This window comes from Stenotrophomonas sp. Steno-Z10-HUANG, from assembly GCF_056393075.1.
Window position 1 is genome coordinate 178,846 of the sequence record NZ_JBWJPA010000002.1, and the last position, 24,672, is coordinate 203,517.

Sequence of the window (24,672 nt, forward strand, 5' to 3'; positions counted from 1 at the left end):
ATGTGCGGGCTTTCGCGAAGGGATTCGCGTCAGATCGCCACGGACTGGAGCTTGTTGCGACGGCCGTAGATCAGCACCGCCAGCGCACGCGACACGGTGATCGCGGTGAACATCGAGGCGAAGATGCCGATGATCATGGTCAGCGCGAAGCCCTTCAGCGGACCGGTGCCGAACGCATACAGCGCCACGCCCACGATCAGGCCGGTGAGGTTGGCGTCGAGGATGGTGCCCGAGGCCTTCTCGTAACCGGCGGCGATGGCGGCCTTGCCCGGCATGCCCAGCCGCAGTTCCTCGCGGATGCGCTCGTTGATCAGCACGTTGGCGTCCACCGACAGGCCGACCGACAGCGCCAGGCCGGCGAAGCCCGGCAGGGTCATGGTCGCGCCGAACAGCGACATCACCGCCACCACGATCAGCAGGTTGAACAGCAGCGCCACCGAGGTGATCGCGCCGAACATGCGGTAGTAGATGGTGAAGAACACCAGGGTGAACACGAACGAGAACACCACCGCCTTGACGCCGCGGGCCACGTTCTCCGCGCCCAGGCTGGGGCCGATCACGTATTCCTCGACGAAGTCCATCGGCGCGGCCAGCGAACCGGCGCGCAGCAGCTTGGCCAGGCTGTCGGCCTCGGTCTTCTCCAGGCCGGTGGTGATGAAGTTCTTGCCCAGCGGGCTGTTGATGTTGGCCACGGAAATGACTTCTTCCTTGACCCGGAAGCTGCGCACTTCCTTGCCATCGACCATGGTCACCTGCGGAATGCGCTCGGTGTAGACCACGGCCATCGGCTTGTTCACGTTGACGCTGGTGACGTCGAACATGCGCTGGCCGCCGACGCTGTTGAGCGTGACCGCGACCGCCGGCAGGCCGTTCTGGTCGGTGGAGACCTCGGCCTTGACCATCTGGTCACCGGTGACGATGGTGCGCTTGTTCAGCAGCACCGGCATGCCACGGCGGTCGCGGTACAGGCGCGCTTCCGGCGGGATGCGGCCGCTGGTCATGGCGTCCTGCGCGTTGCCGTCCACCACCAGGCGATACTCCAGGGTGGCGGTGGCGCCGATCATGCGCTTGGCTTCTGCGGTGTCCTGCACGCCCGGCAGCTCGACCACGATGCGGTCGTCGCCCTGGCGCTGGATGATCGGCTCGGCCACGCCCAGCTCGTTGACGCGGTTGCGCAGGGTGGTCAGGTTCTGCTCGATGGCGCCGGAGGCGATCTGCAGCATCTCGGCCTGCGGCACGGTCACGGTGATGCGCTCGCCGCTGCCGGAGTAGGTCAGGGTCGGCTGCGCCTTGACCAGCGCGGCACGGGCCTTGTCGGCGTCGGCGGCATTGGCCAGTGTCACCTGGATGTCGCTCTCGCCGCGGCGCTCGACCGCGCGGTAGCCCACGCGGCTGTCGCGCAGCGTGGTGCGGATGTCCTCGGCGAACGCGTCGAAGCGCTTGTCCACCGCGGCCTTCTTGTCCACCTGCAGGGCGAAGTGCACGCCACCGACCAGGTCCAGGCCCAGCACCATCGGCTTGCCGCCGAGCCCGGCCAGCCAGTCCGGCACGGTCGAGGCCAGGTTCAGGGCGACGGTGTAGTTCTCGCCGGCCGTCTCGCGCAGCACGTCGTTGGCGCGGGTCTGGGCATCGAGCGAACCGAGGCGGACGATCAGGCTCTCGCCTTCCTTCTCCACCGACTTGGGCGTGACCCCGGCCTCGCCCAGCGCCGCGCTGACGCGCTGCTTGAGGGCATCGTCGATCTGCCCGCCGCGGTTGGCGGTGATCTGCACGGACGGGTCCTTCTGGTACACGTTGGGCAGCGCATACAGCGCGCTGACCGCCAGGACGACCAGGATCAGGAAGTACTTCCAGCGTGGGAATTCAAGCATTGCGGGTTCCTGCGCGACGCCGGTCCCGGCGCCGCGTCATGACGGAAGGGAAACTCGGGCTCAGGCCGCGGACTTCAGCGTGCCCTTGGGCAGCACGTTGCCGATGGCGCCCTTCTGCACGCGGATGCGGACGTTGTCGGCCACTTCGACGGTGATGAAGTTGTCGCCGATGTCGGTCACCACGCCGGCGATGCCGCCGTTGGTCAGCACCTCGTCGCCCCTGGCGATCTTCTCCAGCATCGCCTTGTGTTCCTTCTGGCGCTTCATCTGCGGGCGGATCATCAGGAAGTACATGACCGCGATCAGGGCGATCGGCAGCAGGAAAGTGCCCATGCCCGGGGCGGCCGGGGCGGCCTGGGCGACGGGAAGCAGGATAGCCATCGGGTTCATCGTGTGTCCTTAACTGTCGGGCGGTGCCTGCCGGGGCCGGCGCCGCGGAACGGATTCAAGCGTGGAAGTATGCCATAGAGGCGGGCCGGTCCAATTGCAAGGCGGGGCCTGCCGCTGACTGCCGCACGGCCCTACTCCCGGGCGCCCGTGTCGTGCCTGTCCGCCCGCCCTGCCCCTGCCGACGGCCTGCCGGCGCGGCCCGGCCCGGCGGCCACCCTGCTGTGGGGGCAGGAAAAACGCTACAGCGCCGGCGCGAGCGCCCCGCGCGCCGCATAGAAGGACTCGCGGAAGGCCAGGAAGGTTCCCGCCTCGATGGCCGCGCGCATGTCGGCCATCAGCTTCTCGTAGTAATAGAGGTTGTGCAGGGTACCGAGCATCGGCGCCAGCATCTCGTTGCAGCGGTCCAGGTGGCGCAGGTAGGCGCGGGTGTAGCCGCTGCTGCAGGCATGGCAGCCGCAGCCCGGCTCGATGGTGTCCATGTCGCGCTCGTAGCGGGCGTTGCGGATGCGCACCGTGCCGGTCGAGGTGAAGTAATGGCCGTTGCGCGCGTTGCGGGTCGGCATCACGCAGTCGAACATGTCCACGCCGCGGGCCACGCCCTCGACCAGGTCTTCGGGGCGGCCCACGCCCATCAGGTAGCGCGGGCGGTCGGCCGGCAGGATCGGGTGCATGTGCTCGAGCATGGCGTTGCGCTCGTGCTCGGGCTCGCCCACCGCCAGCCCGCCGATGGCATAGCCGTCGAAGCCGATCTGCTGCAGGCCTTCGGCCGAGCGGCTGCGCAGGTCGGGGTGCACGCCGCCCTGGACGATGCCGAACAGCGCCGCGTCGTTGCCCAGCGCGTCATGCGCATCGCGCGAGCGCCGCGCCCAGCGCAGGCTCAGTTCCATCGAGCGCCGCGCCACGTCCTCGGTGGCCGGGTACGGGGTGCATTCGTCGAAGATCATCACCACGTCCGAATCGAGCACCTTCTGGATCTTCATGCTCTCCTCCGGCCCCAGGAACACGCGGGCGCCATCGGTCGGCGAGGCGAAAGTGACGCCCTGCTCGGTGATCTTGCGGCGGTGCGCCAGCGAGAACACCTGGAAGCCGCCCGAGTCGGTCAGGATCGGTCCGTTCCAGCGGCAGAAGCCGTGCAGGCCGCCATGGTCGCCGATCACCTCCAGGCCCGGGCGCAGGTACAGGTGGAAGGTGTTGCCGAGGATGATCTCGGCGCCGAGCGCGCGGATCTGCTCGGGCAGCACGCCCTTCACCGAGCCGTAGGTGCCCACCGGCATGAACGCCGGGGTCTGCACGGTGCCGCGCGGGAAGCAAAGCTGGCCGCGGCGCGCGTTGCCGTCGGTGGCCTGGAGCGTGAACTGCAGTCTGGACATGGGTGTGCTTCGGTCGGTCTGCCGTCCATTGTCGCGGATCGGCGACGCTGGCGCAGGAAAGGCGGGATCAGGCATCGGGCTGCGGGAACAGCAGCATCGCGTCGCCGTAGCTGAAGAACCGGTAACGGCTGGCGATGGCGTGGGCGTAGGCGTCGAACACCCGCTGCCTGCCGGCGAACGCCGAGATCATCATCAACAGGGTGCTTTCGGGCAGGTGGAAGTTGGTGACCATCGCGTCCACGCTGCGGATGCGGTAGCCCGGGGTGATGAAGATCTGGGTTTCGCCGGCGAACGGCTGCAGCTCGCCCTCGCGCATCGCACTCTCCAGCGCCCGCACCACGGTGGTGCCGACCCCGATCACGCGACCGCCGGCGGCGCGGGTCCGCCGCACCTGCTGCACCAGCCCGGCACCGACATTGAGCCATTCGCGATGCATCACGTGTTGCGACAGGTCGTCCACCCGCACCGGCTGGAAGGTGCCGGCGCCCACGTGCAGGGTGATATGGCCGAACGCCACGCCGCGCGCACGCAGCCGCTGCAGCAGGGCGTCGTCGAAATGCAGGCCGGCGGTGGGCGCCGCCACCGCGCCAACCTCGCGCGCGAACACGGTCTGGTAGCGCTCGCGGTCGTCGGCGCCCGGCTCGCGCTGGATGTACGGCGGCAGCGGCAGCCGGCCGGCGTGCGCCAGCCAGGCTTCGAGCGGCTCGGGCAGGTCGAAGCGCAGCAGGTAGAACTCGCCGTCGCGGCCGAGCACCTCGGCCTCGCCACCGGCGTCGAGCTGGATGCGGCTGCCGGGCTTGGGCGACTTGCTGGCGCCGACCTGGGCACGGGCCTGCTGGCCACCGAGCAGGCGCTCGATCAGTATCTCCACCCGGCCACCGCTGGCCTTGTGTCCGAACAGCCGCGCCGGGATCACCCGGGTATCGTTGAACACCAGCAGGTCGCCGGGCTGCAGCAGCTCGGGCAGGTCGCGCACGTGGCGGTCGTCGTAGGCGGCCGGCGCCGGCGGCACCACCAGCAGGCGGCTGGCGGAGCGCTCGGCCAGCGGCGCCTGGGCGATCAGTTCCTCGGGCAGGTCGTAGTGGAAATCGGACTTCTTCAAGGCCGGAACATCGAACGGGGGAGCCGGCCATTGTACCGGGCGCGCGCCGCATACCCGCAGGTGCGGGGCTTGCCCCGCACCTGCGTGGACGCCCGGATGCGTCAGCGCTCGAACTTGGTCGACAGGATGATGGCGCTGGTGGTGCGCTCGACCCCGTCGATCACGCCGATGGCGTCGGTGACCACGTCCATCTCGCCGACCCCGCCCACCACCACCATCGCCACCAGGTCATGGGCGCCGCTGACCGAATGCAGGCTGCGCACCTCGGCGATCTCGCGCAGCGCCTTGACCACCGCCGGCATCTTGCGCGGCGACACGGTGATCAGCACGTGCGCGCGTACCTGGCCCTGCTCGTAATCCTCGTGGGTACGCACCGTGTAGCCGGCGATCACCCCCTGCTGCTCGAGCCGGTCGATGCGGCTCTGCACGGTGGTGCGCGACAGCCCGAGCCGGCGCGCAATCTGCGCGGTGGACGCGCGCGCGTCCTCGCGCAGCACGGACAACAGGCGTTCGTCGGCGGGGGAAGTCTTCACATCTTGGCCCGGTTTCGTCGATTCGACGAAATTAACCCGATTTTCGACGGAATGACAGCTGCCATATGACCAGAATCTCCAGATAATGGCTATACAAGACCTTTCTGGAGATGAGCATGACCGTACTCGGCCCCCTCGCCGCGCTCCGCGCGCACGCCGGCGCCCGCCTGACCACGGGGCTGGACGATGCCGCCGTCGAACGCCTGGCCGCCGCCCATCCCGACCTGGTCGCGGCGATCGCCGCGGCCGCCAGCGAATACGCCCGCATCAAGGACGAGGCGGCCGACCTGCTGGACCTGGACGAGAAGGACCAGATCGCCGCGATGCAGTCCGGGTTCGTCAATTTCTACGCCGATGACGCGGTGGTGCCGTACATCGCACTGGCCGCCTGCGGCCCGTGGGTGGTCTCGCTCAAGGGCGCGGTGCTGTACGACGCCGGCGGCTACGGCATGCTCGGCTTCGGCCACACCCCGCCCGAGGTGCTGGCCGCCGCGGCCAAGCCGCAGGTGATGGCCAACATCATGACCCCGAGCCTGTCCCAGCGCCGCTTCGTGCAGGCGCTGCGCAAGGAGATCGGCCATACCCGCGGCGGCTGCCCGTTCTCGCACTTCATGTGCCTGAACTCCGGCTCCGAGGCGGTCGGCCTGGCCGCGCGCATCGCCGACATCAATGCCAAGCTGCAGACCGACCCGGGCGCGCCGCACGCCGGCGCCACGATCAAGCGCGTGGTCATCAAGGGCAGCTTCCACGGCCGCACCGACCGCCCGGCGCTGTATTCGGACTCGACCCGCAAGACCTACGACCGCTTCCTGGCCAGCTACCGCGGCGAGGACAGCGTGATCGCGATCGCCCCGTACGACGAGGCGGCGCTGCGCAAGGTGTTCGACGACGCCAAGGCCCACAACTGGTTCATCGAAGCGGTGTTCCTAGAGCCGGTGATGGGTGAAGGCGACCCGGGCCGCGCGGTGCCGGTGAGCTTCTACAAGCTGGCCCGCGAACTGACCCGCGCCCACGGCAGCCTGTTGCTGATCGACTCGATCCAGGCCGCGCTGCGCGCCCATGGCACCCTGTCCTTCGTCGACTACCCGGGTTACGAGACCCTGGACCCGCCGGACATGGAGACCTACTCCAAGGCCCTGAACGGCGCGCAGTTCCCGCTGTCGGTGCTGGCCGTCACCGAACACGCCGCGCACCTGTACCGCAAGGGCGTGTACGGCAACACCATGACCACCAACCCGCGCGCGCTGGACGTGGCCTGCGCCACCCTGGCCCGGCTGACCCCGGAGGTACGCCGCAACATCCGCGAACGCGGCGAACAGGCGGTGCGCAAGCTCGAGGCGCTCAAGGCCAGGCTGGGCGGGCTGATCACCAAGGTCCAGGGCACCGGGCTGCTGTTCTCCTGCGAACTGGCCCCGCAGTTCAAGTGTTATGGCGCCAACTCCACCGAGGAATGGCTGCGCATGCACGGCGTCAACGTGATCCATGGCGGCGAGAACTCGCTGCGCTTCACCCCGCATTTCGGCATGGACGAAGCCGAGCTGGACCTGCTGGTGGACATGGTCGGCCGCGCGCTGGCCGAAGGCCCGCGCCGCGAGCAGGCCGACGCGGCCTGATTGCCGCAAGGGATGGAGAACGGAAAGAGGCGGCCACTTGGCCGCCTTTTTCCATATGGGGAAGGCCCATGCGGGGCGAGCCCCGCATCTACGGAAGCGCGAAGGCTGCAAGAGCCCACCTGTAGGTGCCGGGCTTGCCCGGCACGGCGCTCGGCCGACAAGACCTGCACGCACCGGGCAAATGACAGACGCAAAGCGGAAAGAGGCGGCCACGTGGCCGCCTCTTCCCATATGGGGAAGGCCCATGCGGGGCGAGCCCCGCATCTACGTAAGCGCGAAGGCTGCAGGAGCCCACCCGTAGGTGCCGGGCTTGCCCGGCACGGCGCTCGGCCGGCAAGACCTGTGCGCCCAAGGCAAATGACAGACGGAAAGCGGAAAGAGGCGGCCACCTGGCCGCCTCTTTCCATATGGGGAAGGCCCATGCGGGGCGAGCCCCGCATCCACGGAAACGCGAAGGCTGCAAGAACCCACCGTAGGTGCCGGGCTTGCCCGGCACGGCGCTCGGCCGGCAAGGCTGCATGCAGGCAAGCCGCGCATCTGCCGGGCGAGTCAGTGCGTTTCGACCACCGCGACCGACGGTGCGGTGGCCGAGGCCTGGCCCCAGCCGCCGAGCGCCTTGTACACCGCCACCACGCTGACATTGACCCCGGCCTCGGCGTCGGCCAGCGCATCGTCGGCCGCCAACTGGCTGCGCTGCGCGTCGAGCAGCGCCAGGAAATCGGCCGAGCCCTCGCGGTAACGGACCTGCGCCAGCGCCTGCGCGCGACGCGCGGCCTGGGCCTGTTCGGCCACGATCAGCAGTCGCGCCTGCTGCCTGGCGTAGCGTGCCAGCGCGTTCTCGGCATCCTCCAGCGCCAGCAGCACGGTCTTCTCGTACTCGGCCGCCGCGCCGTCGGCCTGGGCGCGGCTGGCGCGCAGCCGCGCGCGCACGCTGCCGACGTCGAACGCGCTCCAGCGCAGCGATGGCGCCAGCGACCAGGCCTTGTTGGCGCCATTGACCAGGCCGCCGGCATCGCCGCCGAGGAAACCGACGAAGCCGGTCAGCGACAGCCGCGGAAACAGGTCGGCGGTGGTCACGCCGACCCGCGCGGTGGCCGCGGCCAGGCGGCGCTCGGCGGCGCGCACGTCGGCGCGCCGCTGCAGCAGCACGGTGGTATCGCCCAGCGGCAGCGGCCGGGCGAACGCCTGGACCGGGCGCGGCTGCAACAGCGTATCCAGCGTGCCGGGGCGCTGCCCCAGCAGCACCGCCAGCCGGTGCCGTGACTGGGTCTGCGCCAGTTCCAGCAGTGGGATGTCGGCCTCGATCGCCTTCAGCCGCGCACGGCTGCTCTGCACGTCGAGTTCGCTGCCCGCGCCCAGGGTCCAGCGGGTCTCGGTCAGCGCCTGGGTGTCGCGCAGGTTGACCAGGGTCTGTTCGGCCACCGCGATGCGTTTCTGCGTGCCGCGCAGCTCGAAGTAATTGCGCGCGACCTCGGCGGCCACCAGCACCTGTGCGTCGACCAGGTTGGCCCATTCGGCGTCCAGGTCGGCCCGCGCCGCTTCGGCGGCGCGGCGCTGGCGTCCGAACAGGTCCAGCTCCCAGCCGGCATCGAAACCAAGCTGGTACTGCTCGCCGGACACGCGTGCGCCGCCCTGCGCCGGATCCGGTTGCCGATGGCGTTCCTGGCTGGCGGCCGCGGTGACGTGCGGCGCCTGGTCGAGCCGGCGCTCGACGAACACCGCCCGCGCCTGCTGCACGCGCGCCAGTGCCAGCGTGAGGTCGAGGTTGTCGGACAACGCCGCATGCATCAGCTGGGCGAGCACCGGATCATCGAACTGCGCCCACCAGCCCGCCACCGGCGACTGCGCGCTGTATACCGGTGCGGCGGCGCCGCGCAGCACCACCGGCGGCTGCGCCGGGGCGTGGTAATCCGGGCCGACACTGACGCAGCCGGCCAGCAGCAGGCCGGACAGCGCCGCGGCCAGTGCCGCCCTCACCATGGCAGCACCTGCCCGAGATGGGTGAAGCTGCCGCTCGGCCCGTCCGCGCCGAGCAGCGCCATCTGCACGCTGGAGCGCGCGCCGTCGGCGACGTCGATCTCGCCCGCGCCCGCGTTCATGTCGGTCCGCACGTAGCCCGGGTGCACGGTGTTGACCTTGATCGGCGTGCCGCGCAGTTCGTACGCCAGCGACAGGGTCCAGTTGTTCACCGCCGCCTTGGACGCGTTGTAGGCCGGCACCTTGAAGTCGTAGATGGGCGAGCCGGGATCGGCATGCAGCGCCTGCGAGCCGAGGATGCTCGACACGTTGACGATGCGCCCGGCCGCCGAGCGCCGCAGCAGCGGCAGGAACGCCTGGGTGACGGCCACCAGCGCATGCACGTTGGTGTCGAAGGTCCGGCGCCAGGTATCGAGCGGCTGCGCCGACGGCGGCAGCGCCGGGGCTTCCAGCAGCACGCCGGCGTTGTTGACCAGGATGTCGAGCCGGCCGTGGTGCCGTTCGACCTCGCGCACCGCCGCGGCGATGCTGGCGGCATCGGTGACGTCCAGCTGCAGCGCCTCCACCGGCAGCCCTTCGGCCTGCAGTTGCAGTGCCAGCGCCTGCGCGGTGTCGCGCTGGCGGCCGGCGAGCAGCGTATGCACGCCGGCGCGGGCCAGCTGGCGCACCGTTTCCAGGCCGATGCCGCGGGTGGCGCCGGTGACCAGCGCGATCGTGTTGTGTTGGGTAGTCATGGATGCATGTCTCGGTTGGATGGGCCGTCGCCCGAGGGTGTCAGGCGACGGCCGAAGGTCGGGTCAGTGGTGCAGGGTCGGTTCGCCATGCCGCACCAGCTGGCCGCCGCCGTTGCGGGTGACGAAGGTGCGCAGCGCCACGTAGAACACCGGGGTCAGGAACAGGCCGAACAGGGTCACCCCCAGCATGCCGGCGAACACGGTGATGCCGGTGACCGAGCGCACTTCGGCGCCCGCGCCATGCGACAGCACCAGCGGCACGGTGCCGGCGATGAAGGCGATGGAGGTCATCACGATCGGGCGCAGGCGCAGGCGGCACGCCTCCAGCGCGGCGTCGACGATGCGCTTGCCGCCCATTTCCAGCTCGCGGGCGAATTCGACGATCAGGATCGCGTTCTTGCACGCCAGGCCCATCAACACCACCAGCCCGACCTGCACGAACAAGTTGTTGTCGCCACCGCTCAGCCATACCCCGAACAGCGCCGACAGCAGCGTCATCGGCACGATCAGGATCACCGCCAGCGGCAGCGACCAGCTCTCGTACAGCGCGGCCAGCACCAGGAAGGCCAGTAGGATCGCCACCGGGAACACGATGAAGGCGGCCTTGCCCTGCGTGGCCTGCTGGTAGCTCAGGTCGGTCCATTCGGTGGTCATGCCCACCGGCAGCACCTTGCCGGCGATCTCGGTCAGTCGGTTCATCGCCTCGGCCGAGGACAGCACGCGCGGGTCGGCCTCGCCGGCCAGGTCGGCGGCCGGGTAGCCGTTGAAGCGCAGCACCGGGTCGGGGCCGTAGGTTTCCTTGATGGTCACCATCGAACCGATCGGCACCATCTCGCCGCGGTCGTTGCGGGTACGCAGCCGGGCGATGTCCTCCACGCTCTCGCGGAACGGGCCGTCGGCCTGGGCGATCACCTGCCAGGTGCGGCCGAACTGGTTGAAGTCGTTGACGTAGGCCGACCCCAGGTAGGTCTGCAGGGTGTCGAACAGTTCGGTCAGCTGCACGCCCTGCGCCTTGGCCTTGACCCGGTCCACCTCCGCGTCCAGCTGCGGCACGTTGGCCTGGTAGCTGGTGATCGGGAAGGCCATGCCCGGGGTCTGCGCCACCGCGCCCTGCATCGCCTGCACCGCGTTCTGCAGCGCGCCGTAGCCGAGGTTGCCGCGGTCCTCGATGAACATCTGGTAGCCGTTGCCATTGCCCAGGCCCAGGATCGGCGGCGGCATCATCGAAAACGCGAAGCCTTCCTGCAGGCCGGCGATCTTCTGGTTGATCTCGGCATTGATCTGCGCGGCGCTGCGGCCGTTGCGTTCGTTGAACGGCTTGAGCGGGATGAAGGCCACGCCGGTATTGGGGGTGTTGGTGAACTGCAGCGCGTTCAGGCCCGGGAACGAGATGGTGTGGGCCACGCCGTCGGTTTCCTGGGCGATCTTCGCCACCTTGCGCAGCATGGCATCGGTACGCGCGATCGACGCGCCTTCCGGCAGCTTCACCCCGGCGATCAGGTACAGCTTGTCCTGGGTCGGGATGAAGCCCGGCGGCACCAGCTTGAAGATCACGCCGGTACCGACCAGCAGGATCGCGTAGACCACGAACACCGCGCCACGGCGGCCGAGGATGCGGGCCACGCCACGCTCGTACTTTTCCGAGCTGGACCTGAAGAAGCGGTTGAACGGGCGGAACACCCAGCCGAACAGGCGTTCGATCAACCGGCTCGGGCCGTCCTTCGGCGCGCCGTGGGGCTTGAGCAGCCGCGCGGCCAGGGCCGGCGACAGGGTCAGCGAATTGATCGCCGAGATCACCGTGGAAATGGCGATGGTCACCGCGAACTGCTTGTAGAACTGGCCGGTGACGCCGGACAGGAACGCCATCGGCACGAATACCGCGCACAGCACCAGGGCGATGGCGATGATCGGCCCGGACACTTCCTTCATCGCCTGGTGCGCGGCGGCGGTGGGCGACAGGCCCTCCTCGATGTTGCGCTCGACGTTCTCCACCACCACGATCGCGTCGTCGACCACGATGCCGATCGCCAGCACCAGGCCGAACAGGCTCAACGTGTTGATCGAGAAGCCCAGCAGGTACAGCGCGGCGAACGTGCCCACCACCGACACCGGCACCGCGATCAGCGGGATGATCGAAGCGCGCCAGGTCTGCAGGAACAGGATCACCACCAGCACCACCAGCGCGATCGCCTCCAGCAGCGTGGACACCACCGCCTTGATCGAATCGCGCACGAAAATGGTGGTGTCGTACACCGCCTCGTACTTCACGTCGGCCGGAAAGGTCTTCTGCATGGCGTCCATGCTGGCGATGACCTGGTCGCGGATCTCCAGTGCGTTGGCGCCGGGCGCCTGGAAGATGCCGATGCCCACCGCGTTCTTGCCGTCCAGCTGCGAACGCAGGGTGTAGTCGCCGGCGCCCAGCTCCAGGCGGGCGACGTCGGACAGGCGCACGATCTCGCCGTCGCCGCCGCTCTTGAGCACGATGTCGCCGAACTCCTGCTCGCTCTTCAGCCGGCCCTGGGCGTTGATCAGGGTCAGGAAGCGGCTGTCCGGCAGCGGTTCGGCGCCGAGCTGGCCGGCTGAAACCTGCACGTTCTGTTCGCGCATCGCGCGCACCACGTCACTGGCGGTCAGGCCGCGCGAGGCCACCTTGCCCGGGTCCAGCCAGGCGCGCATGGCGTAGTCGCCGCCGCCGAAGACCTGCGCGTCGCCCACCCCCGGGATGCGCGCCAGCGCGTCCTTGACGTGCAGGCGCGCGTAGTTGCGCAGGTACAGGGTGTCGTACTTGCCGCCCGGCGAGGTCAGGTGCACCACCATCAGGAAGGTCGGCGACTGCTTCTGCGTGGTCACGCCCTGCCGGCGTACGTCCTCGGGCAGGCGCGCCTGCGCCTGCGCCACGCGGTTCTGCACCTTCACCGCGGCCGCATCCGGGTCGGTGCCCGGGCGGAAGGTGACGGTCATCTGCAGCACGCCGTCCGAGCCGGCCACCGACTTGAGGTACATCATGCCCTCGACGCCGTTGATCGCCTCCTCCAGCGGGGTGGCGACGGTCTCGGCGATGACCTTGGGGTTGGCGCCCGGGTAGACCGTGCGCACCACCACCGACGGCGGCACCACTTCCGGGTATTCGCCGACCGGCAGGATCGGAATCGCGATCAAGCCGGCGGCGAAGATCACGATCGACAGCACCGCCGCGAAGATCGGCCTGTCGATGAAGAAACGGGAAAAATCCATCTGCGGAATCCTTGCAATGGCCGGGCGCCGGCATGCAGCCCGCCTGCCCCCGCCCATGCGGGCGAAGGCCAGGCGGCCGGCCGCCGGGCCGGCGTCAGGTTGAAACGGGGGGTCAGTTCAGCGCGGTGGCGTCATGGCCCACGCCGGGCGTCGGCGTGGACTGCATCGCCACTGCCCTGGCCTGCACCGGCATGCCCGGCATGAACACCTTCTGCACGCCATCGACGATCACCTTGTCGCCCGGCGCCAGCCCGGCCTCGACGATGCGCAGGCCCTCCGCGCTGCGCCCCAGCTGGACATCGCGGCGCTGCGCCTTGCCTTGCTTGTCGACCACGTACACGTACTTGCGGTCCTGGTCGGTCAGCACCGCCCGGTCGTCGATCAGCATGGCCTCGAACGCGCCGCTGCCGAGCAGCCGCACACGCGCGAACAAGCCCGGGGTGAACTGGCGGTCGCGGTTGTCCAGCAGCGCGCGCACGCGGATGGTGCCGGTGCTGCGGGTGACCTGGTTGTCGAGGAAATCCACCTTGCCCGCATGCGGGAAGCCCGCCTCGCCGCTCAGCGCCACCTTCACCGGCAGCGCCTGGTCGCGCTCGCTCGGACGCTCGCCACTGCGTGCCATCCGCGCGTAGCGCAGGAACGTGCCCTCGTCGGCGTCGAAGTACACGTGCACGGTGTCCAGCGACACCAGGGTGGTCAGCACGCTGGCGCTGTCGCCGGCGGTGACCAGGTTGCCGGCGGTGACCATGGCGCGGCCGGCGCGGCCATCGATCGGCGCGCGCACCTTGGTGAACTCCAGGTTGAGGCGCGCCGCGTCCACCGCGGCCTGCGCCGCCTGCACCGCGGCGCCGGCCTGCTCGGCGGCGGCACGGCGCTGCTCGGCGGTCTCCGCGGCGATGGCCTGCTGCTCGGCCAGGCGGCGCGCGCGCTCGGACTCGCTGCGCGCCAATGCGGCCTGGGTGCGGGCGCGGGCGAGCTCGGCGCGGGCGCGGTCGTACTCGGCCTGGTAGCTGCGTGCGTCGATGGTGAACAGCACATCGCCCTTCTTCACTTCCTGGCCTTCGGTGTAGTTGACCCTGTCGATGTAGCCGGACACGCGCGGGCGCAGTTCCACGCTCTGCACCGCTTCCACGCGGCCGCTGAATTCATCCCACTGGCTGACCTGCCTGACCAGCACCGGCGCCGCGCTGACTTCCGGCGCCGGCGGCGCACCGGCTTGCTGGGCGTGGCCGCCGCTGCACGCGGCGAGAACGGCGATGGCCAGCGCCGTCATGCCCGCCAGGGCAATGCGTCGCGGGGTCCGGGAGGGGCTGGAGATACCTTTCATGTCATGCATCCTGGAGGGGGAAGAGGGGCCGCTGGGTGGCAGGGAACGGGGCCGTTGCCGGGTGCGCGGGACAGTGTGCGCAGGCGCTGCTGACAGCGGCTGTCAGCAGCCGCCGATGGCGGCGCGGGAAACCCGGGGTGGCACGCGGCCTGCGCGCACGCACCCGGTTGCCGCCCATGCCGCCGCTCGTCAGCGGCATTTCCACTGTCCCGCTCACGGAAATTTTTCTCCCGCTGGCGGGACAAACGCCGCCGCGAAGCATTCGGCCAGGCGCCGACCCAGCGTCCGCGACGGCGCCAGGGACGCCGGCGCGCGCATCCCGCGCAGCGCAGCGAAGTGCTGTGGATTCAAGCCGTTGTCCCGCCAGGCGCGGCGGTCGACCGTGGAAAACGCCGGCAGGCGGCGCGTCGGCTGGAAGGCAGGAAGGTGGCGCAGGCGCATGGCTGCAGGTCCGATCTGGGCGGAGGCCGCCAAGTTACGCCTCTAATCCATACTTGATTAGTACGGATTGAAGGGAATAATCGCCCCGTCGCCGGCACAATCCCGCTGCCGAAGGAACCTCTCCCATGGCCAACGATCTCAACGACACGCTGATCTTCGTCAAGGTGGTCGAACAGGGCAGTTTCACCGCCGCCGCACGCCTGCTCGGGCAGCCCAAGACCACGGTCAGCCGCAAGGTGCAGGAACTCGAGGAACGGCTCGGCGCGCGCCTGCTGCACCGGACCACGCGCCGGCTGGGGCTGACCGAGGCCGGCTCGGTCTACTACGAGCACTGCCAACGCATCGCCCGCGAGCTCGAACAGGCCGAGAGCGCGGTCAGCCAGCTGCAGTCCGGGCCGCGCGGCTGGCTGCGCTTCACCGTGCCGTACGCGGTCGGGGTCAACTGGATCGCCCCGCTGCTGGGGCAGTTCCAGGCGCAGTACCCGGAAATCCGCGTTGACATGCACCTGGGCAACGAGATGCTCGACCTGATCTCCGGCGAGACCGACCTGGCGCTGCGCGTCGGCCCGCTGCCCGACTCCAACCTGATCGCACGCAAGCTCGGCAGCCTGCGCACCCAGGTATTCGCCAGCCCCGCCTACCTCCGGCGTCACGGCGAACCGCGGCATCCGGACGAACTGCAGCATCACCGCACGCTGGCGCTGCGCAAGCACCAGCAGGGCCAGAACAACCGTTTCGCCTGGTCGTTGGCCGAAGATGGCGGGCAGATGCGCGAGTTCCCGGTCAATCCGCTGATGGTGGCCAACGACACCGCCGCGTTGAATTCGATGCTGGTCGGTGGCGAAGGGCTGATGCTCAGCAGCGACGTGATGGCCAAGCCATTCATCGAGTCGGGCATGTTGCGCCGGGTACTGGCCGGGTGGACCGGCCCGGACTACGACTTCAGCGCGGTGTTCGCCGGCGGCGGCATGGTCTCGCCCAAGGTGCGCGCCTTCGTCGATTTCCTGGTGGAGAAGCTCAACCTCGACGCCAATTACATGCTGCTGCAGTGCCCCAACGCCAAGCACCTGGTCGAGCGCGAGCCGGCGTACTGCCAGCGCGGCCTGGAAGTGCCCGAGCTGCGTGTGCTGGAGGCGCTCAGCGCCTGAGCCGCGCACGCGTCGCGGGACGGAAACGGAAACGGCGGCCGATGGCCGCCGTTGTTGCCTGCGCCAATTGGCATCAGTTGCCGCGGCCGTAGGGCCACAGCGGCACCACCTGCACTTCCCTGCAGCCGTCGTAGCGGCTGCAGCTGCCGAAGTAACCGGGGCCGGAGTAGCGCTGGCGCGCATCGCGGTTGTACGGGCTGTTGTAGAAATCCGGGCGGTACAGATGGCCGGCGCCGTGGTAGCGCATCGGCGTCTGCGGCGCCGCGAACGGCTGCGCGGCGGCGCTCGCCACGGCCGCGCCGTCGCCACCGGTCACATAGCCTTCCTGCGGGTCGTAGCGGACCATGCGGTAGTAAATGGTCTCCCCGTCCTGCCGGCGCGTGCGCAGCGCCTGCATCGCGCCGTCGGCGTACACGTACGGGCGGCCGTTCTCGAACACGACCTCGGAAGGATTGACCTGCTCCTCCTCCAGCGGTGGCTGCTGCGCCAGCGCGCTCCCCGCCATGGCCGCCAGCAGCAGCGCTGTCCCTGTCACGATCCTGATCCTGCCTGCGCGCATGTCGTTCCTCCCTGGTGGTTGCGCCGCGCCACTGCGGTGTGGGCGGGCCGGGCCAAGTATAGGCAGCGCGGGCGGCAGCCACACCCGCCCGAACACGGAAAGCCGACGCCGTTCGCCGCGCGGCCGTGCGCCCGTTCCCGACCCGCGCAGGCCCCAGCCAACCCGGCGAAGCCCCCCCGGCAGCCAGCGCGAAATAAATGACGCAAACGGCGCCGGTTCCGTGATTGCTCCCGTATGGGCGATGCATCCGCCCCTTTCCCCCGAACCGGAGTCCAGCGTGAACCACGATCCCTATGCCGCCCCCGCCGCCCCCATCGCCGTCGCCGTCGCCAGCACCAGCGCCGTCGACATCGACACACTGCAAGTATCCGAGCGCTGGAAGCGCTATTTCGCAGGCATCCAGAGGTGGGGAGGGCTGCAGCTTCCCGCCTTCAAGGCGCTGCCGCGGAGCGTGGGAAAACGCCGGGCCGCGATGAAGGACATCCAGCCGCCGGCGGCCAGCATGGTGCTGGCCTTCGTGTTCGGCTTCTTCTACTACCTGGCCAAGGGCATGTGGAAGAAAGGGCTGGTGCTGCTGGCCATCCTCATCCCGTCGATCCTCGTGCTCAGCATCGTGCTGTACATGATCGGCGGCGAGGCCATCGCCAGCATGGTCAACTTCCTCGGCAGCGCGGTCTTCTGCTACATGGCGCCGCGCGACTACTACGCCTTCATGGTCGACGGCGACAGGGGCTGGCTGCCGTCGCGTCCGTTCTGACCGTCCAAGCGCTCACCATGACAGCATCCTTCCCCATGCCTCCGGACCACGCAGCCAGCTCCCTGCCTGCTGTCGCGCCGTACCCCGGCTTCGTCAGGTGGTGGCTGGGCATCGACCTGGCGCTGTGCGTCGTCGTCGGCCTGGCCGCCCTCATCGGCACCGCCAACCTGCTGCGGGGCGAGATCGGCGACTACGACCGCACCCACGCAATCGCCGAAACCCTGATCCAGTACGGTACCGCGACCTTCGGCATCCTCGGCGACGTCCTGCTGCTGCGGCGCCGTCGCGCCGGCTGCTGGCTGGCCTGCGTGGCGCTGGCGTTCGTCGGCGCCAGCATGGCGCTGGTGCTCCATGCGATGCAGCTGCGCATGGCGGCCATGGATCCGGACGAAGCAGCGGCGTTCGCCGTCGGCGTGGTCCTGATCCTGTGCTGCCGTGGCGCCATACACCTGGTCTACGCGTACGTGCTGCGCCGTGCCTGGCGTTCGCTGTCCGCGGCCGTCCGGCCGGCAACGCCATGACGCGCCCCGGTCCGGCACGACACCTGTCGCCAGCGGTCCGGAACGCCCGGCGGCTCCTGCGTCGGCGCAGGCCCCCACCGCGACCGCCGGCGGCGAACGCAAGCTGCCGACAGCCGAGCTGCATCCGCCACTGGACACCCCTGCCCGCGCCCGCGGCAGCATACCGCGCTGCGCGCCCCACCCCATCCCGAACCCACTGGAGTCACCATGACCGATACCTCGCAGGGCAGCCAGTCGAAGCCTGTCGTCCTCCTTTCGAGCCTGTTCCTCGTACTGCTGTGCGCCGGCTCGCTGTACATCCTGTTCAGCGGCCCGAACCCCCGCAGTAGTTTCGCCTTGTTCCGCAGCGGACTTTTCACCTACCCCATCGGCCTGGCGGGCGCGCTGCTGTTCGGCCGCATCGCCTGGCTGGGCTTCAAGCGGCTGCGCACCCTGTGACGCCGGCGGTGATGCCCATGGCGCCGGTTCCGGCTCCTCCCGCCTGCGGCCGATGCCGCCGCCCTGCCCGTCCCCGCCGCGCATGAAGCTCCACCTCGCCAGGGAGTGGCCCGCCATCGCCGCTCCTTTCGCCGTGCTGCATACCGCGGTGCTGGACGATGGCACGCTGATCGCCCTGGTCGAAAGCCGTACCTGCGGCTACAACCTGCTGCAGCTGCATCCCGATTCGCCACGGATACACCTGCGCCCATTGCCGCATGTGCGTCCCGACGACCGCGAAGACAGGCCGGTGCTGCTCACCCGCGGCATGGCCTGGGCGCTGCTGGACGGCCGCGACGACCTGCACCTGCATGCCGACCCGGAAGCCGAAGCCCTGCACGTGCGCATCGCCGACCCGCATCAGGTCTACCCGCCGCATGCGCGCAAGCACGCGGCCTCGGTTGCCGCCACTGCCGGGTCCCCTGCGTTCGTCTGCGTGGAACGGGCGCCGGCCTACCTGGGACAGGCGCGGCATTTCGCCGAACTGCGATGGCGCGTGGACGAACGAAGCGCGCAGTGGCGCGGCCTGGCCTCCCTCCAGCCCAGCGCCGATTGCCCGGCCTCGGCGCAGGGCCTGTCTCCACGGGTGGGGCACCTGGCGTCGGCGGCCGATGGCGGCCTGTACGCCTTCGTCCCCGGCAGCCAGAGCGTGGCCGCCGAGAAGTGGGGCATGGACTACTGGGCGCTGGCGCGGATCGACCGCGCCGGCCGGGTCGAGCGCGTCCTGATGCGCGGCGGCGACACGGGCGACGGCAGAAAACGCGGCGTCCGCGCGGCCTTCATGGCGTGCGCCGGGTACCTGCTGCTGAGCCCGATGTTCGCCGGCGACGAGTGGAGGGGCCGCCAGCGGCTGTTCTCGATTTCCGACGGGACGCTGGAGGAGGTGGCCATGCCGCGTGGCAGGTCCGCCTATCGGCTGCTGCAGCACCGTCAATCCCGCTTCTGGATCTGCCGCCAGGACGCCGGTCGGCTTTCCCTTGCCCTGTGCCGGGGTGAACCATGAGCGCGCCGGCACCGCGCCTGCTCCGGTTCGCCGAGTTCGAGGATGAACTGAGCGAGGGATCACCGCTCAGGCTCGCCGCCGGCCGCAGCAGGACGCTGCGCGACAGGAAATTCTTCGTCTACCGGGGCGACAGGAAGGCAAGGAAGCTGCTGCTCGATCTCGACTTCTTCCCGCGCGTCGGCTGGGACCGGTCGATGTGGGCCTACCCGGTGATACTGGGGAACATCGTGGCCGACGAGCTCTATTTCCATGGATGCGTCGAGGGCGACGTGAGCGCAAGGAACCTCTACTGCGAACGGTTCGCCCGGTTGCCCGTCGCCGTCGGCTGCGCGGGAACGCTCGATGTCGGCGAGCTCTGCTGCGTCAATGGCACGGCGCTGGTCGCGGGCAGGCGGGCCATCGCGCACACGGCCATGCTGATGGGCCACGCACGGCTGACCGCACCGCAGCGGGAGATCGCCCACGCCTTCGCCTTTCCGTCAGCGGGCCGCAACCACGACTGGTCGAACCATACCCGCGAGCAGATCCGGCAGCACTTCCGCGACCGGGTCATCGACGATATCGATCGCCTGGACCGATACTTCGGCGTCGACCTGGAGGCGATGATCCCGATGCGGCCCTCGTTCGCCATGGACGGCTGCTTCCGTTGGATACGCGGCGATCCCGGCAACGTCCCTCCAACCGCTCCAACGACGCCATGACGGGGCCTCTCCCGCCCTGCGCCGCCGACACGGCTGGCGCCATGCCCCGCGGCCATCCGGCCAATCCGGGCCTGGCCTCCCGGGTACGCTTCGACCTCGAACGCCCTCAGCAAGCCGGGCCGGGATCGAGCGGTGGTCGGAGGACATCGATCTGGTCGAGCTGCTGCACGATGCGCTCGCCGCCACCGGTTGCGTCGCCCGGCGCCAGGGCGACTGGCTCGTGGCGGACAACGCACTGTGGCTGCGGCCCGGGTTCGTGGAGCACGTGCATGGCGAGGATGCCCTGCTCACCACCACGGTGGACATCGCCCATCCGGCCTTGCTGTCCCGGCCCTGCTTCGAGTATCAGCATGCCCGCAGCGAGGATTCGGCCGGCGATGCGCTGCGCGACGGCTTCGCGCAATGGGCCCGCACCGACTGGAACGTGTTCGTCGACCTGGCCGGTCCCGGCCCGGGCCATTGCCCCTGGATGGACATCACCTTTCCCGGCACGGCGCAGAACCCCGGCGTGGCCGTACGCCGCGTGCGGCTCGGCGCCGTCACCCGCGTCATGGCCAGCGGAACCTGCGGGAATGGTCCGCAGGCGCATCCGGCATGCGACGGCTGCCTGTTCACCGCGGCCATGAACACATTCGCGCCGCAGCTACATGGCACCGGCACGTTCGGCGTGCGGCTCCATGCCGCCCGCGACGTGGACGGCGGCCCCATGGCCGACCGCCGGGTCAACGGCGAGGACTGGCCGGCGGGCGTGGAGGCATTGCGCGCCCACGTACGCGATTGGCCCGGCGCGGGGTTCGAATCACGCCGGCAGTACGTCCTGATCGGTCCTGCACCCGCGCGTGGCTGAGGACGGGCGTCACTGGCCGCCGCACCCGGGGCCCGGGTCGCGGCAACCCGCCGCGATGCGGTGGATCGCGGCATGCACGCGCTCGATCCTTGATCAGGAACTGCTTGCCGCGGACCGTTTGGCGGGACTCGATCTGGACGCGATCCTGGACAGCCGCGAGTCGGCGTCCTTCGACGATGCGTGGGTCACCAGCTGGCATACGATCGAACACGCCTGGTCGGCGCGCAGCATGGCACCGGAGGGAAGGCGCGCGGTAAGGGTGCTGCGCAGAGTGGCCTTCCTGGCGACCTCCCGCGCCACCTGCCAGCACGAGGTAGCCGGTTGCGTCAGCGACGATTTCGAACTGCTGGGCAAGGCCGCGCTGCTCGGGATAGACACCCCGTTCCTGGCCGGGCTGTGGGCCGCCTACGCGTCCGGCACGATCCCGGGGCGTCCAGCGCAGGCCTGATGCCCGCCTCGCGCGGGTGCGCCGTGTGGTGTTGCTACGCGCCGCCCTGCGCTGGCGCGCGCAGGACAGCCACAGCCTGCCGCCGGGCGTGCGGCGAGGCGATGGCCGAGTGGCGCAGCCACCGGGCGCTGCCGGCCAGCAGCGCCTCGCTGTCGGCCGTGGCCTTGCCCTGCTGGCGCAGGCACAGGCCAAGCACCAGCTTGCTGTGCGCATCGCGCCAACGCGCGTGCGGCGGCAGCCGCGGCTGCCGGCCGGCCGCGGCGATCTGCGCGCGGATGGCCGTGGCGCCGGCTACATCGCAGCGGCCATCGGCGGTGTCGAACTGCGCCAACAGATAGCGCGCGAAGATCACGCTGTCGGCCGTGGCTGCCGGGTCCAGCCGCCCCAGTCCTTCCAGTGCCGCATGCGCGTGGCCGCGCGCGGCAGCCAGATCGCCGAGGTCGCGTTCGTCCTCGGCCAGCCCGATCCGAAGCAGCTGCGCATCGATGCCGGCGCCGTCGCCGTTGTCCTGCAGTACCTGCAGCGCCTGGCGGTGCCGCGCACGCGCGCGCGCCGCGTCGCCTTGGTATAGGTGCGCGTTGCCCATCAGCTCCAGCGCGTCGGCGGTCTGCCCGGAGCCGATCCGCCCGAGGGCGGCCAGCACGTCGGCCGCGATCCGCCCGGCGGCGGCGTACTCCCCATTGGCCAGGCGCAGGCGCGCCAGGTTCTGCGTCGTCACGATGGTGCGGTAGCCGTCCTCGCCATCGTGCGCGGCGGCATAGCGGCGCACCTGTTCGCCGTGGGCGATGGCCGCATCGATGTCGCCCTGCGCGAATTTCGACGCGGCCAGGGCGATCCGCGCGCCCGCCGTGGTCTCGGCATCCTCGCCGAACTGCGCGCGCGAAAGCGCCAGGACCCGCACGAGGATCGCATCCGCCTCGGCGTAGGCCGATTCGCGCACCAGGGCGCGCGCCAGCCAGCTGGAGCTCAGCAACGTACGCGGGTGCGTCTGGCCGTAGATGCCATGGCTGGAGGCCACCACCCCGCGCAGCAGCGCCACCGCCTCGTCGTTGTGGCCGGCGCTGCCCAGCAGGTTGGCCAGTTCCTCGCGCAGCAGATCGATCTCGGCCACCGACCCGGTCCCGGCGCGCTCGCGCAGCGCGATCGCCTCGCGCAGGCGCGCGATCGCCTCGTTGCGCCTGCCGCGTGCTTCGTCCAGGCCCGCGTACTGGTGCAGCGCCTCGGCGAGATCGGCCTGGGCGGGTGCGCCCAGCCCGCGCAGGACCTCCACCGCGCGGCGGAAATGGGCCTCGGACGCGTCCAGGCGCCCCACCCGCTTCTGCAGCGCCGCCAACTGGTAGGTGGCGATGGCGGACTGCCGCATCGCCCCCGGCGATGCGCCCGGGTCGACGGCGACGATGTCCTCCAGCAGGGCGATCACGCCGTCATACGGACCGTCGCCATGGCCCGCCGCCACGGCCAGCGCGCTCGCCAGCGCGACGGCGGGCTCCGAGCGGGTGCCCAGTTGTCCCGCCGCTCCGGCATGCGCCTTCTCCAGCAGTGCTCTCGCCTTGTCGTACTCGCCCAGGCCGATGTAGGTCCGTCCCAGTGCTTCGAACAGCCGCGCCTGCATCGCCGGCTGCCCGGCAAGCCCGCTTCCGGCCTGGCGCACGCCGGCGTCGACCAGGTCCAGCGCGGTCGGCGTGCGGCCCAGCGTGACTTCGGGGTTGGCCGACTCGAACACGCTGATCAGGAAGTCGCGCACCGCATTGGCGGTAAGCGCCTGCGCGGTGGCGCGCGCCGCCTCCGCTTCGGCCCGTTGCTGCTGCTGTCGCGCCTCATGCGCCTGCCACAGCGTTCCGGCCATCCCGCCCAGCAGGCTGAGCAGCAGCGCCGCCGCCACGCTGACACCGATGCGATGGCGCTGCAGGTAGCGGCGCATGCGATCGAACGCGGATGGCGCGCGCGCGGCGACCGGGCGCCGTTCGCACGCCGCGGCGATGTCGGCCAGCAGTGCGTCCACCGTGCCGTAGCGCGCGGACGGGGACTTGGACAGCGCCTTGTCCACGATGGCGTCCAGGTCGGACAGCAGCGGCTGCGATGCGCCGCGCACCACTTCCCCGGGCGCGCGCGCCGTGGCGGGCCCGGGCGGTTCGTCGCGCACCCGGGCGACCATCGCGCCCAGCGCCAGCCCCTGCAGCGCCAGTGGCGGGCGCCCGCACAGCAGGAAGTACAGCACCGCGCCAAGCGCGTAGACGTCCGAACGCACGCTGGCGCTGTTGTCGACGATCAGCTCCGGCGCGGCGAATTCCGGCGTCAGCGCTATCTGGGTCGCCGCGGCGTCCGGATCGGCGTCGCCCGCCAGCACCCGGGCGATGCCGAAATCGAGCAGGTGCGCGTTCGCCCCGGCGTCGACGAGGATATTGCCCGGCTTGATGTCACGGTGGACGACCAGGCGCTCATGCGCATAGGCCACGGCCGTGGCGACCTGCCGGAAAAGCGCCAAGCGTGCGTCGAGACCGGGCCGGGCATGGGCGAGCCAGGCATCGAGCGTGCAGCCGTCGATATGCTCGGTGACCAGGTAGGGATGGCCGTCGGCGAGCGTGCCGGCATCGAGCAGGCGCACGATGCCCGGGTGCTGCAGCCCGGCGAGCACGCGCCGCTCGGACTCGATGTTGCGCGCCAGCGCCGGGCGGTCGCCGCGGATGAACTTGATGGCGACCTTCCTGTCGAACAGCCCGTCGGCGCGCTCGCCCAGCCAGACCTCGCCCATGCCACCGCGCCCGATCAGGCGCAGAGCCCGCCAGTTGCCCGCGACCTCGCCTTCGTGGCCGATCGGGTCGGACGCGGATTTCGGCACCAGATAATCGGCCGACCGTTCGATGCCGGCCAGCCAGCGACGCAGCGCCGCCGCATCCGCGGCATCGCCGCACGCCACTTCGGCAATGAAGGCGGCGCGTGCGCCTTCCGGCAGGTCCAGCAGGCGATCGAGCAGGGCCTCACGGCGCCGCCAGTCGTCGGGCGTGGATTCGCTCATGCGTCCGGGTGCAGCCGTTCGTACAGCCAGCCGCGCGCCTTCAGCCAGTCGCGCCGCACCGTGCTGCGGTCTATGTCGAGCACCTCGCCGGTTTCTTCTTCGCTCAGGCCGGCGAAATAGCGCAGGTGGACGACCTGGGCCAGCCTCGGCCGCACCTTCTCCAGCCGTTCCAGCGCGTCGCCGAGTTCCAGCAGCCGCGAGGCCTCGGCGAAGTCCGCTTCCAGCAGGTCCTCGCCCAGCGTTTCATGCGCCGCGCCGCCGCCGCGCTTCTGCGCCAGCCGGTCGCGCGCATGGTTGATGACGATGTTGCGCATCGCCCGCGAGGCGATGGCGAGGAAATGGCTGCGGTCGATGCGGTCGAACAGTTCCGGCGAGGAGGCGAACCGAAGGTAGGCCTCGTTGACCAGGGCGGTGGTGGACAGGGTCTCGCCCACCGAGCCACGCCGGCGCCGGTGGCGCGCGATCTGGCGCAGCTCCCCCTGCATGTCGGTCATCAGCCGCGACAGGTCCACGACCCGGTCCCCGATCAGGCTTTGCAGCCGCTGGCCGATCTCCTCCTCGTATTCGATGTCTTCCCTGGATTCCATGCGCCAGTCGCGTCTT

Annotated in this window: 22 protein-coding genes; 9 read left to right on the forward strand and 13 right to left on the reverse strand. The window is 70.2% G+C overall.

All coding sequences use genetic code 11. The features are described 5' to 3' along the window. Nucleotides 1–29: 29 nt before the first annotated feature. The 5 genes from secD to AC06E6_RS03810 all read right to left on the reverse strand — a co-directional run bounded on the left by secD (nucleotide 30) and on the right by AC06E6_RS03810 (nucleotide 5,266). Nucleotides 30–1,871, reverse strand: coding sequence for a protein translocase subunit SecD (secD, locus tag AC06E6_RS03790; protein WP_104938718.1), 1,842 nt, complete (start codon nucleotides 1,869–1,871; stop codon nucleotides 30–32). Nucleotides 1,872–1,931: 60 nt separating this feature from the next. After that, on the reverse strand, nucleotides 1,932–2,261 hold the full coding sequence (gene yajC, locus AC06E6_RS03795) for a preprotein translocase subunit YajC (protein ID WP_104938717.1): 330 nt from the start codon (nucleotides 2,259–2,261) through the stop codon (nucleotides 1,932–1,934). A gap of 239 nt (nucleotides 2,262–2,500) precedes the next feature. Continuing rightward, nucleotides 2,501–3,631, reverse strand: coding sequence for a tRNA guanosine(34) transglycosylase Tgt (tgt, locus tag AC06E6_RS03800; protein WP_104938716.1), 1,131 nt, complete (start codon nucleotides 3,629–3,631; stop codon nucleotides 2,501–2,503). A 67-nt stretch (nucleotides 3,632–3,698) separates the two neighbouring features. Next, a complete protein-coding gene (gene queA, locus AC06E6_RS03805) occupies nucleotides 3,699–4,733 on the reverse strand; it encodes a tRNA preQ1(34) S-adenosylmethionine ribosyltransferase-isomerase QueA (protein WP_104938715.1) in 1,035 nt (344 codons plus the stop codon). A 101-nt stretch (nucleotides 4,734–4,834) separates the two neighbouring features. Further along, on the reverse strand, nucleotides 4,835–5,266 hold the full coding sequence (locus AC06E6_RS03810) for an Lrp/AsnC family transcriptional regulator (RefSeq protein WP_478060370.1): 432 nt from the start codon (nucleotides 5,264–5,266) through the stop codon (nucleotides 4,835–4,837). Nucleotides 5,267–5,382: 116 nt separating this feature from the next. On the opposite strand from AC06E6_RS03810, the gene AC06E6_RS03815 reads away from it, so the two are divergent. Then, a complete protein-coding gene (locus tag AC06E6_RS03815; protein WP_293758026.1) occupies nucleotides 5,383–6,879 on the forward strand; it encodes an aminotransferase class III-fold pyridoxal phosphate-dependent enzyme in 1,497 nt (498 codons plus the stop codon). A 549-nt stretch (nucleotides 6,880–7,428) separates the two neighbouring features. On the opposite strand, the gene AC06E6_RS03820 is transcribed toward AC06E6_RS03815, so the two are convergent. The 5 genes from AC06E6_RS03820 to AC06E6_RS03840 all read right to left on the reverse strand — a co-directional run bounded on the left by AC06E6_RS03820 (nucleotide 7,429) and on the right by AC06E6_RS03840 (nucleotide 14,592). Further along, on the reverse strand, nucleotides 7,429–8,859 hold the full coding sequence (locus AC06E6_RS03820; RefSeq protein WP_478060371.1) for an efflux transporter outer membrane subunit: 1,431 nt from the start codon (nucleotides 8,857–8,859) through the stop codon (nucleotides 7,429–7,431). Then, nucleotides 8,853–9,590, reverse strand: coding sequence for an SDR family oxidoreductase (locus AC06E6_RS03825; protein ID WP_478060372.1), 738 nt, complete (start codon nucleotides 9,588–9,590; stop codon nucleotides 8,853–8,855). The genes AC06E6_RS03820 and AC06E6_RS03825 overlap by 7 nt, the downstream gene beginning before the upstream one ends. A 63-nt stretch (nucleotides 9,591–9,653) precedes the next feature. Beyond that, nucleotides 9,654–12,824 (reverse strand): efflux RND transporter permease subunit, encoded by a 3,171-nt coding sequence (locus tag AC06E6_RS03830; protein ID WP_478060373.1) that lies wholly within the window; start codon nucleotides 12,822–12,824, stop codon nucleotides 9,654–9,656. A 112-nt stretch (nucleotides 12,825–12,936) separates the two neighbouring features. Further along, nucleotides 12,937–14,097: an efflux RND transporter periplasmic adaptor subunit gene (locus AC06E6_RS03835; protein ID WP_478060491.1), complete on the reverse strand. Its 1,161-nt coding sequence runs from the start codon at nucleotides 14,095–14,097 to the stop codon at nucleotides 12,937–12,939. A gap of 267 nt (nucleotides 14,098–14,364) precedes the next feature. Then, entirely contained in the window at nucleotides 14,365–14,592 is a 228-nt protein-coding gene (locus tag AC06E6_RS03840) for a hypothetical protein (protein ID WP_240212703.1), read from the reverse strand. A 125-nt stretch (nucleotides 14,593–14,717) separates the two neighbouring features. Here AC06E6_RS03840 and AC06E6_RS03845 point away from each other — a divergent pair, with 125 nt between their 5' ends. Then, complete coding sequence (locus AC06E6_RS03845) at nucleotides 14,718–15,740, forward strand: LysR family transcriptional regulator (protein ID WP_478060374.1); 1,023 nt, start codon at nucleotides 14,718–14,720, stop codon at nucleotides 15,738–15,740. 73 nt (nucleotides 15,741–15,813) lie between these two features. Here AC06E6_RS03845 and AC06E6_RS03850 read toward each other — a convergent pair whose 3' ends face one another. Then, a complete protein-coding gene (locus AC06E6_RS03850) occupies nucleotides 15,814–16,245 on the reverse strand; it encodes a hypothetical protein (protein WP_430543620.1) in 432 nt (143 codons plus the stop codon). Nucleotides 16,246–16,576: 331 nt separating this feature from the next. On the opposite strand from AC06E6_RS03850, the gene AC06E6_RS03855 reads away from it, so the two are divergent. The 7 genes from AC06E6_RS03855 to AC06E6_RS03885 all read left to right on the forward strand — a co-directional run bounded on the left by AC06E6_RS03855 (nucleotide 16,577) and on the right by AC06E6_RS03885 (nucleotide 21,053). Further along, the gene (locus AC06E6_RS03855) at nucleotides 16,577–17,056 is read left to right on the forward strand and encodes a DUF2628 domain-containing protein (protein WP_478060375.1); all 480 of its coding nucleotides are present in this window, start codon (nucleotides 16,577–16,579) and stop codon (nucleotides 17,054–17,056) included. Nucleotides 17,057–17,091: 35 nt separating this feature from the next. Further along, entirely contained in the window at nucleotides 17,092–17,577 is a 486-nt protein-coding gene (locus tag AC06E6_RS03860; RefSeq protein ID WP_104938708.1) for a hypothetical protein, read from the forward strand. Between the two features lie 207 nt (nucleotides 17,578–17,784). Continuing rightward, nucleotides 17,785–18,015: a hypothetical protein gene (locus AC06E6_RS03865; RefSeq protein ID WP_104938707.1), complete on the forward strand. Its 231-nt coding sequence runs from the start codon at nucleotides 17,785–17,787 to the stop codon at nucleotides 18,013–18,015. Between the two features lie 82 nt (nucleotides 18,016–18,097). Next, entirely contained in the window at nucleotides 18,098–19,057 is a 960-nt protein-coding gene (locus AC06E6_RS03870; RefSeq protein ID WP_104938706.1) for a hypothetical protein, read from the forward strand. Further along, nucleotides 19,054–19,758 carry a hypothetical protein gene (locus AC06E6_RS03875; RefSeq protein ID WP_321990383.1) on the forward strand — a complete coding sequence of 235 codons (705 nt, stop codon included), beginning with the start codon at nucleotides 19,054–19,056 and terminating at the stop codon, nucleotides 19,756–19,758. Before AC06E6_RS03870 ends, AC06E6_RS03875 begins: the two co-directional genes overlap by 4 nt. A gap of 220 nt (nucleotides 19,759–19,978) precedes the next feature. Beyond that, nucleotides 19,979–20,605 (forward strand): DUF6348 family protein, encoded by a 627-nt coding sequence (locus AC06E6_RS03880; RefSeq protein WP_104938704.1) that lies wholly within the window; start codon nucleotides 19,979–19,981, stop codon nucleotides 20,603–20,605. 55 nt (nucleotides 20,606–20,660) lie between these two features. Further along, nucleotides 20,661–21,053 carry a hypothetical protein gene (locus AC06E6_RS03885; RefSeq protein ID WP_104938703.1) on the forward strand — a complete coding sequence of 131 codons (393 nt, stop codon included), beginning with the start codon at nucleotides 20,661–20,663 and terminating at the stop codon, nucleotides 21,051–21,053. 34 nt (nucleotides 21,054–21,087) lie between these two features. Here the strand turns inward: AC06E6_RS03885 and AC06E6_RS03890 are convergent, their stop codons facing one another. Both AC06E6_RS03890 and AC06E6_RS03895 read right to left on the reverse strand, forming a co-directional pair. Further along, the gene (locus AC06E6_RS03890) at nucleotides 21,088–24,069 is read right to left on the reverse strand and encodes a serine/threonine-protein kinase (protein WP_478060376.1); all 2,982 of its coding nucleotides are present in this window, start codon (nucleotides 24,067–24,069) and stop codon (nucleotides 21,088–21,090) included. Then, nucleotides 24,066–24,656 (reverse strand): ECF-type sigma factor, encoded by a 591-nt coding sequence (locus AC06E6_RS03895; RefSeq protein ID WP_478060377.1) that lies wholly within the window; start codon nucleotides 24,654–24,656, stop codon nucleotides 24,066–24,068. The genes AC06E6_RS03890 and AC06E6_RS03895 overlap by 4 nt, the downstream gene beginning before the upstream one ends. Nucleotides 24,657–24,672 lie beyond the last annotated feature (16 nt).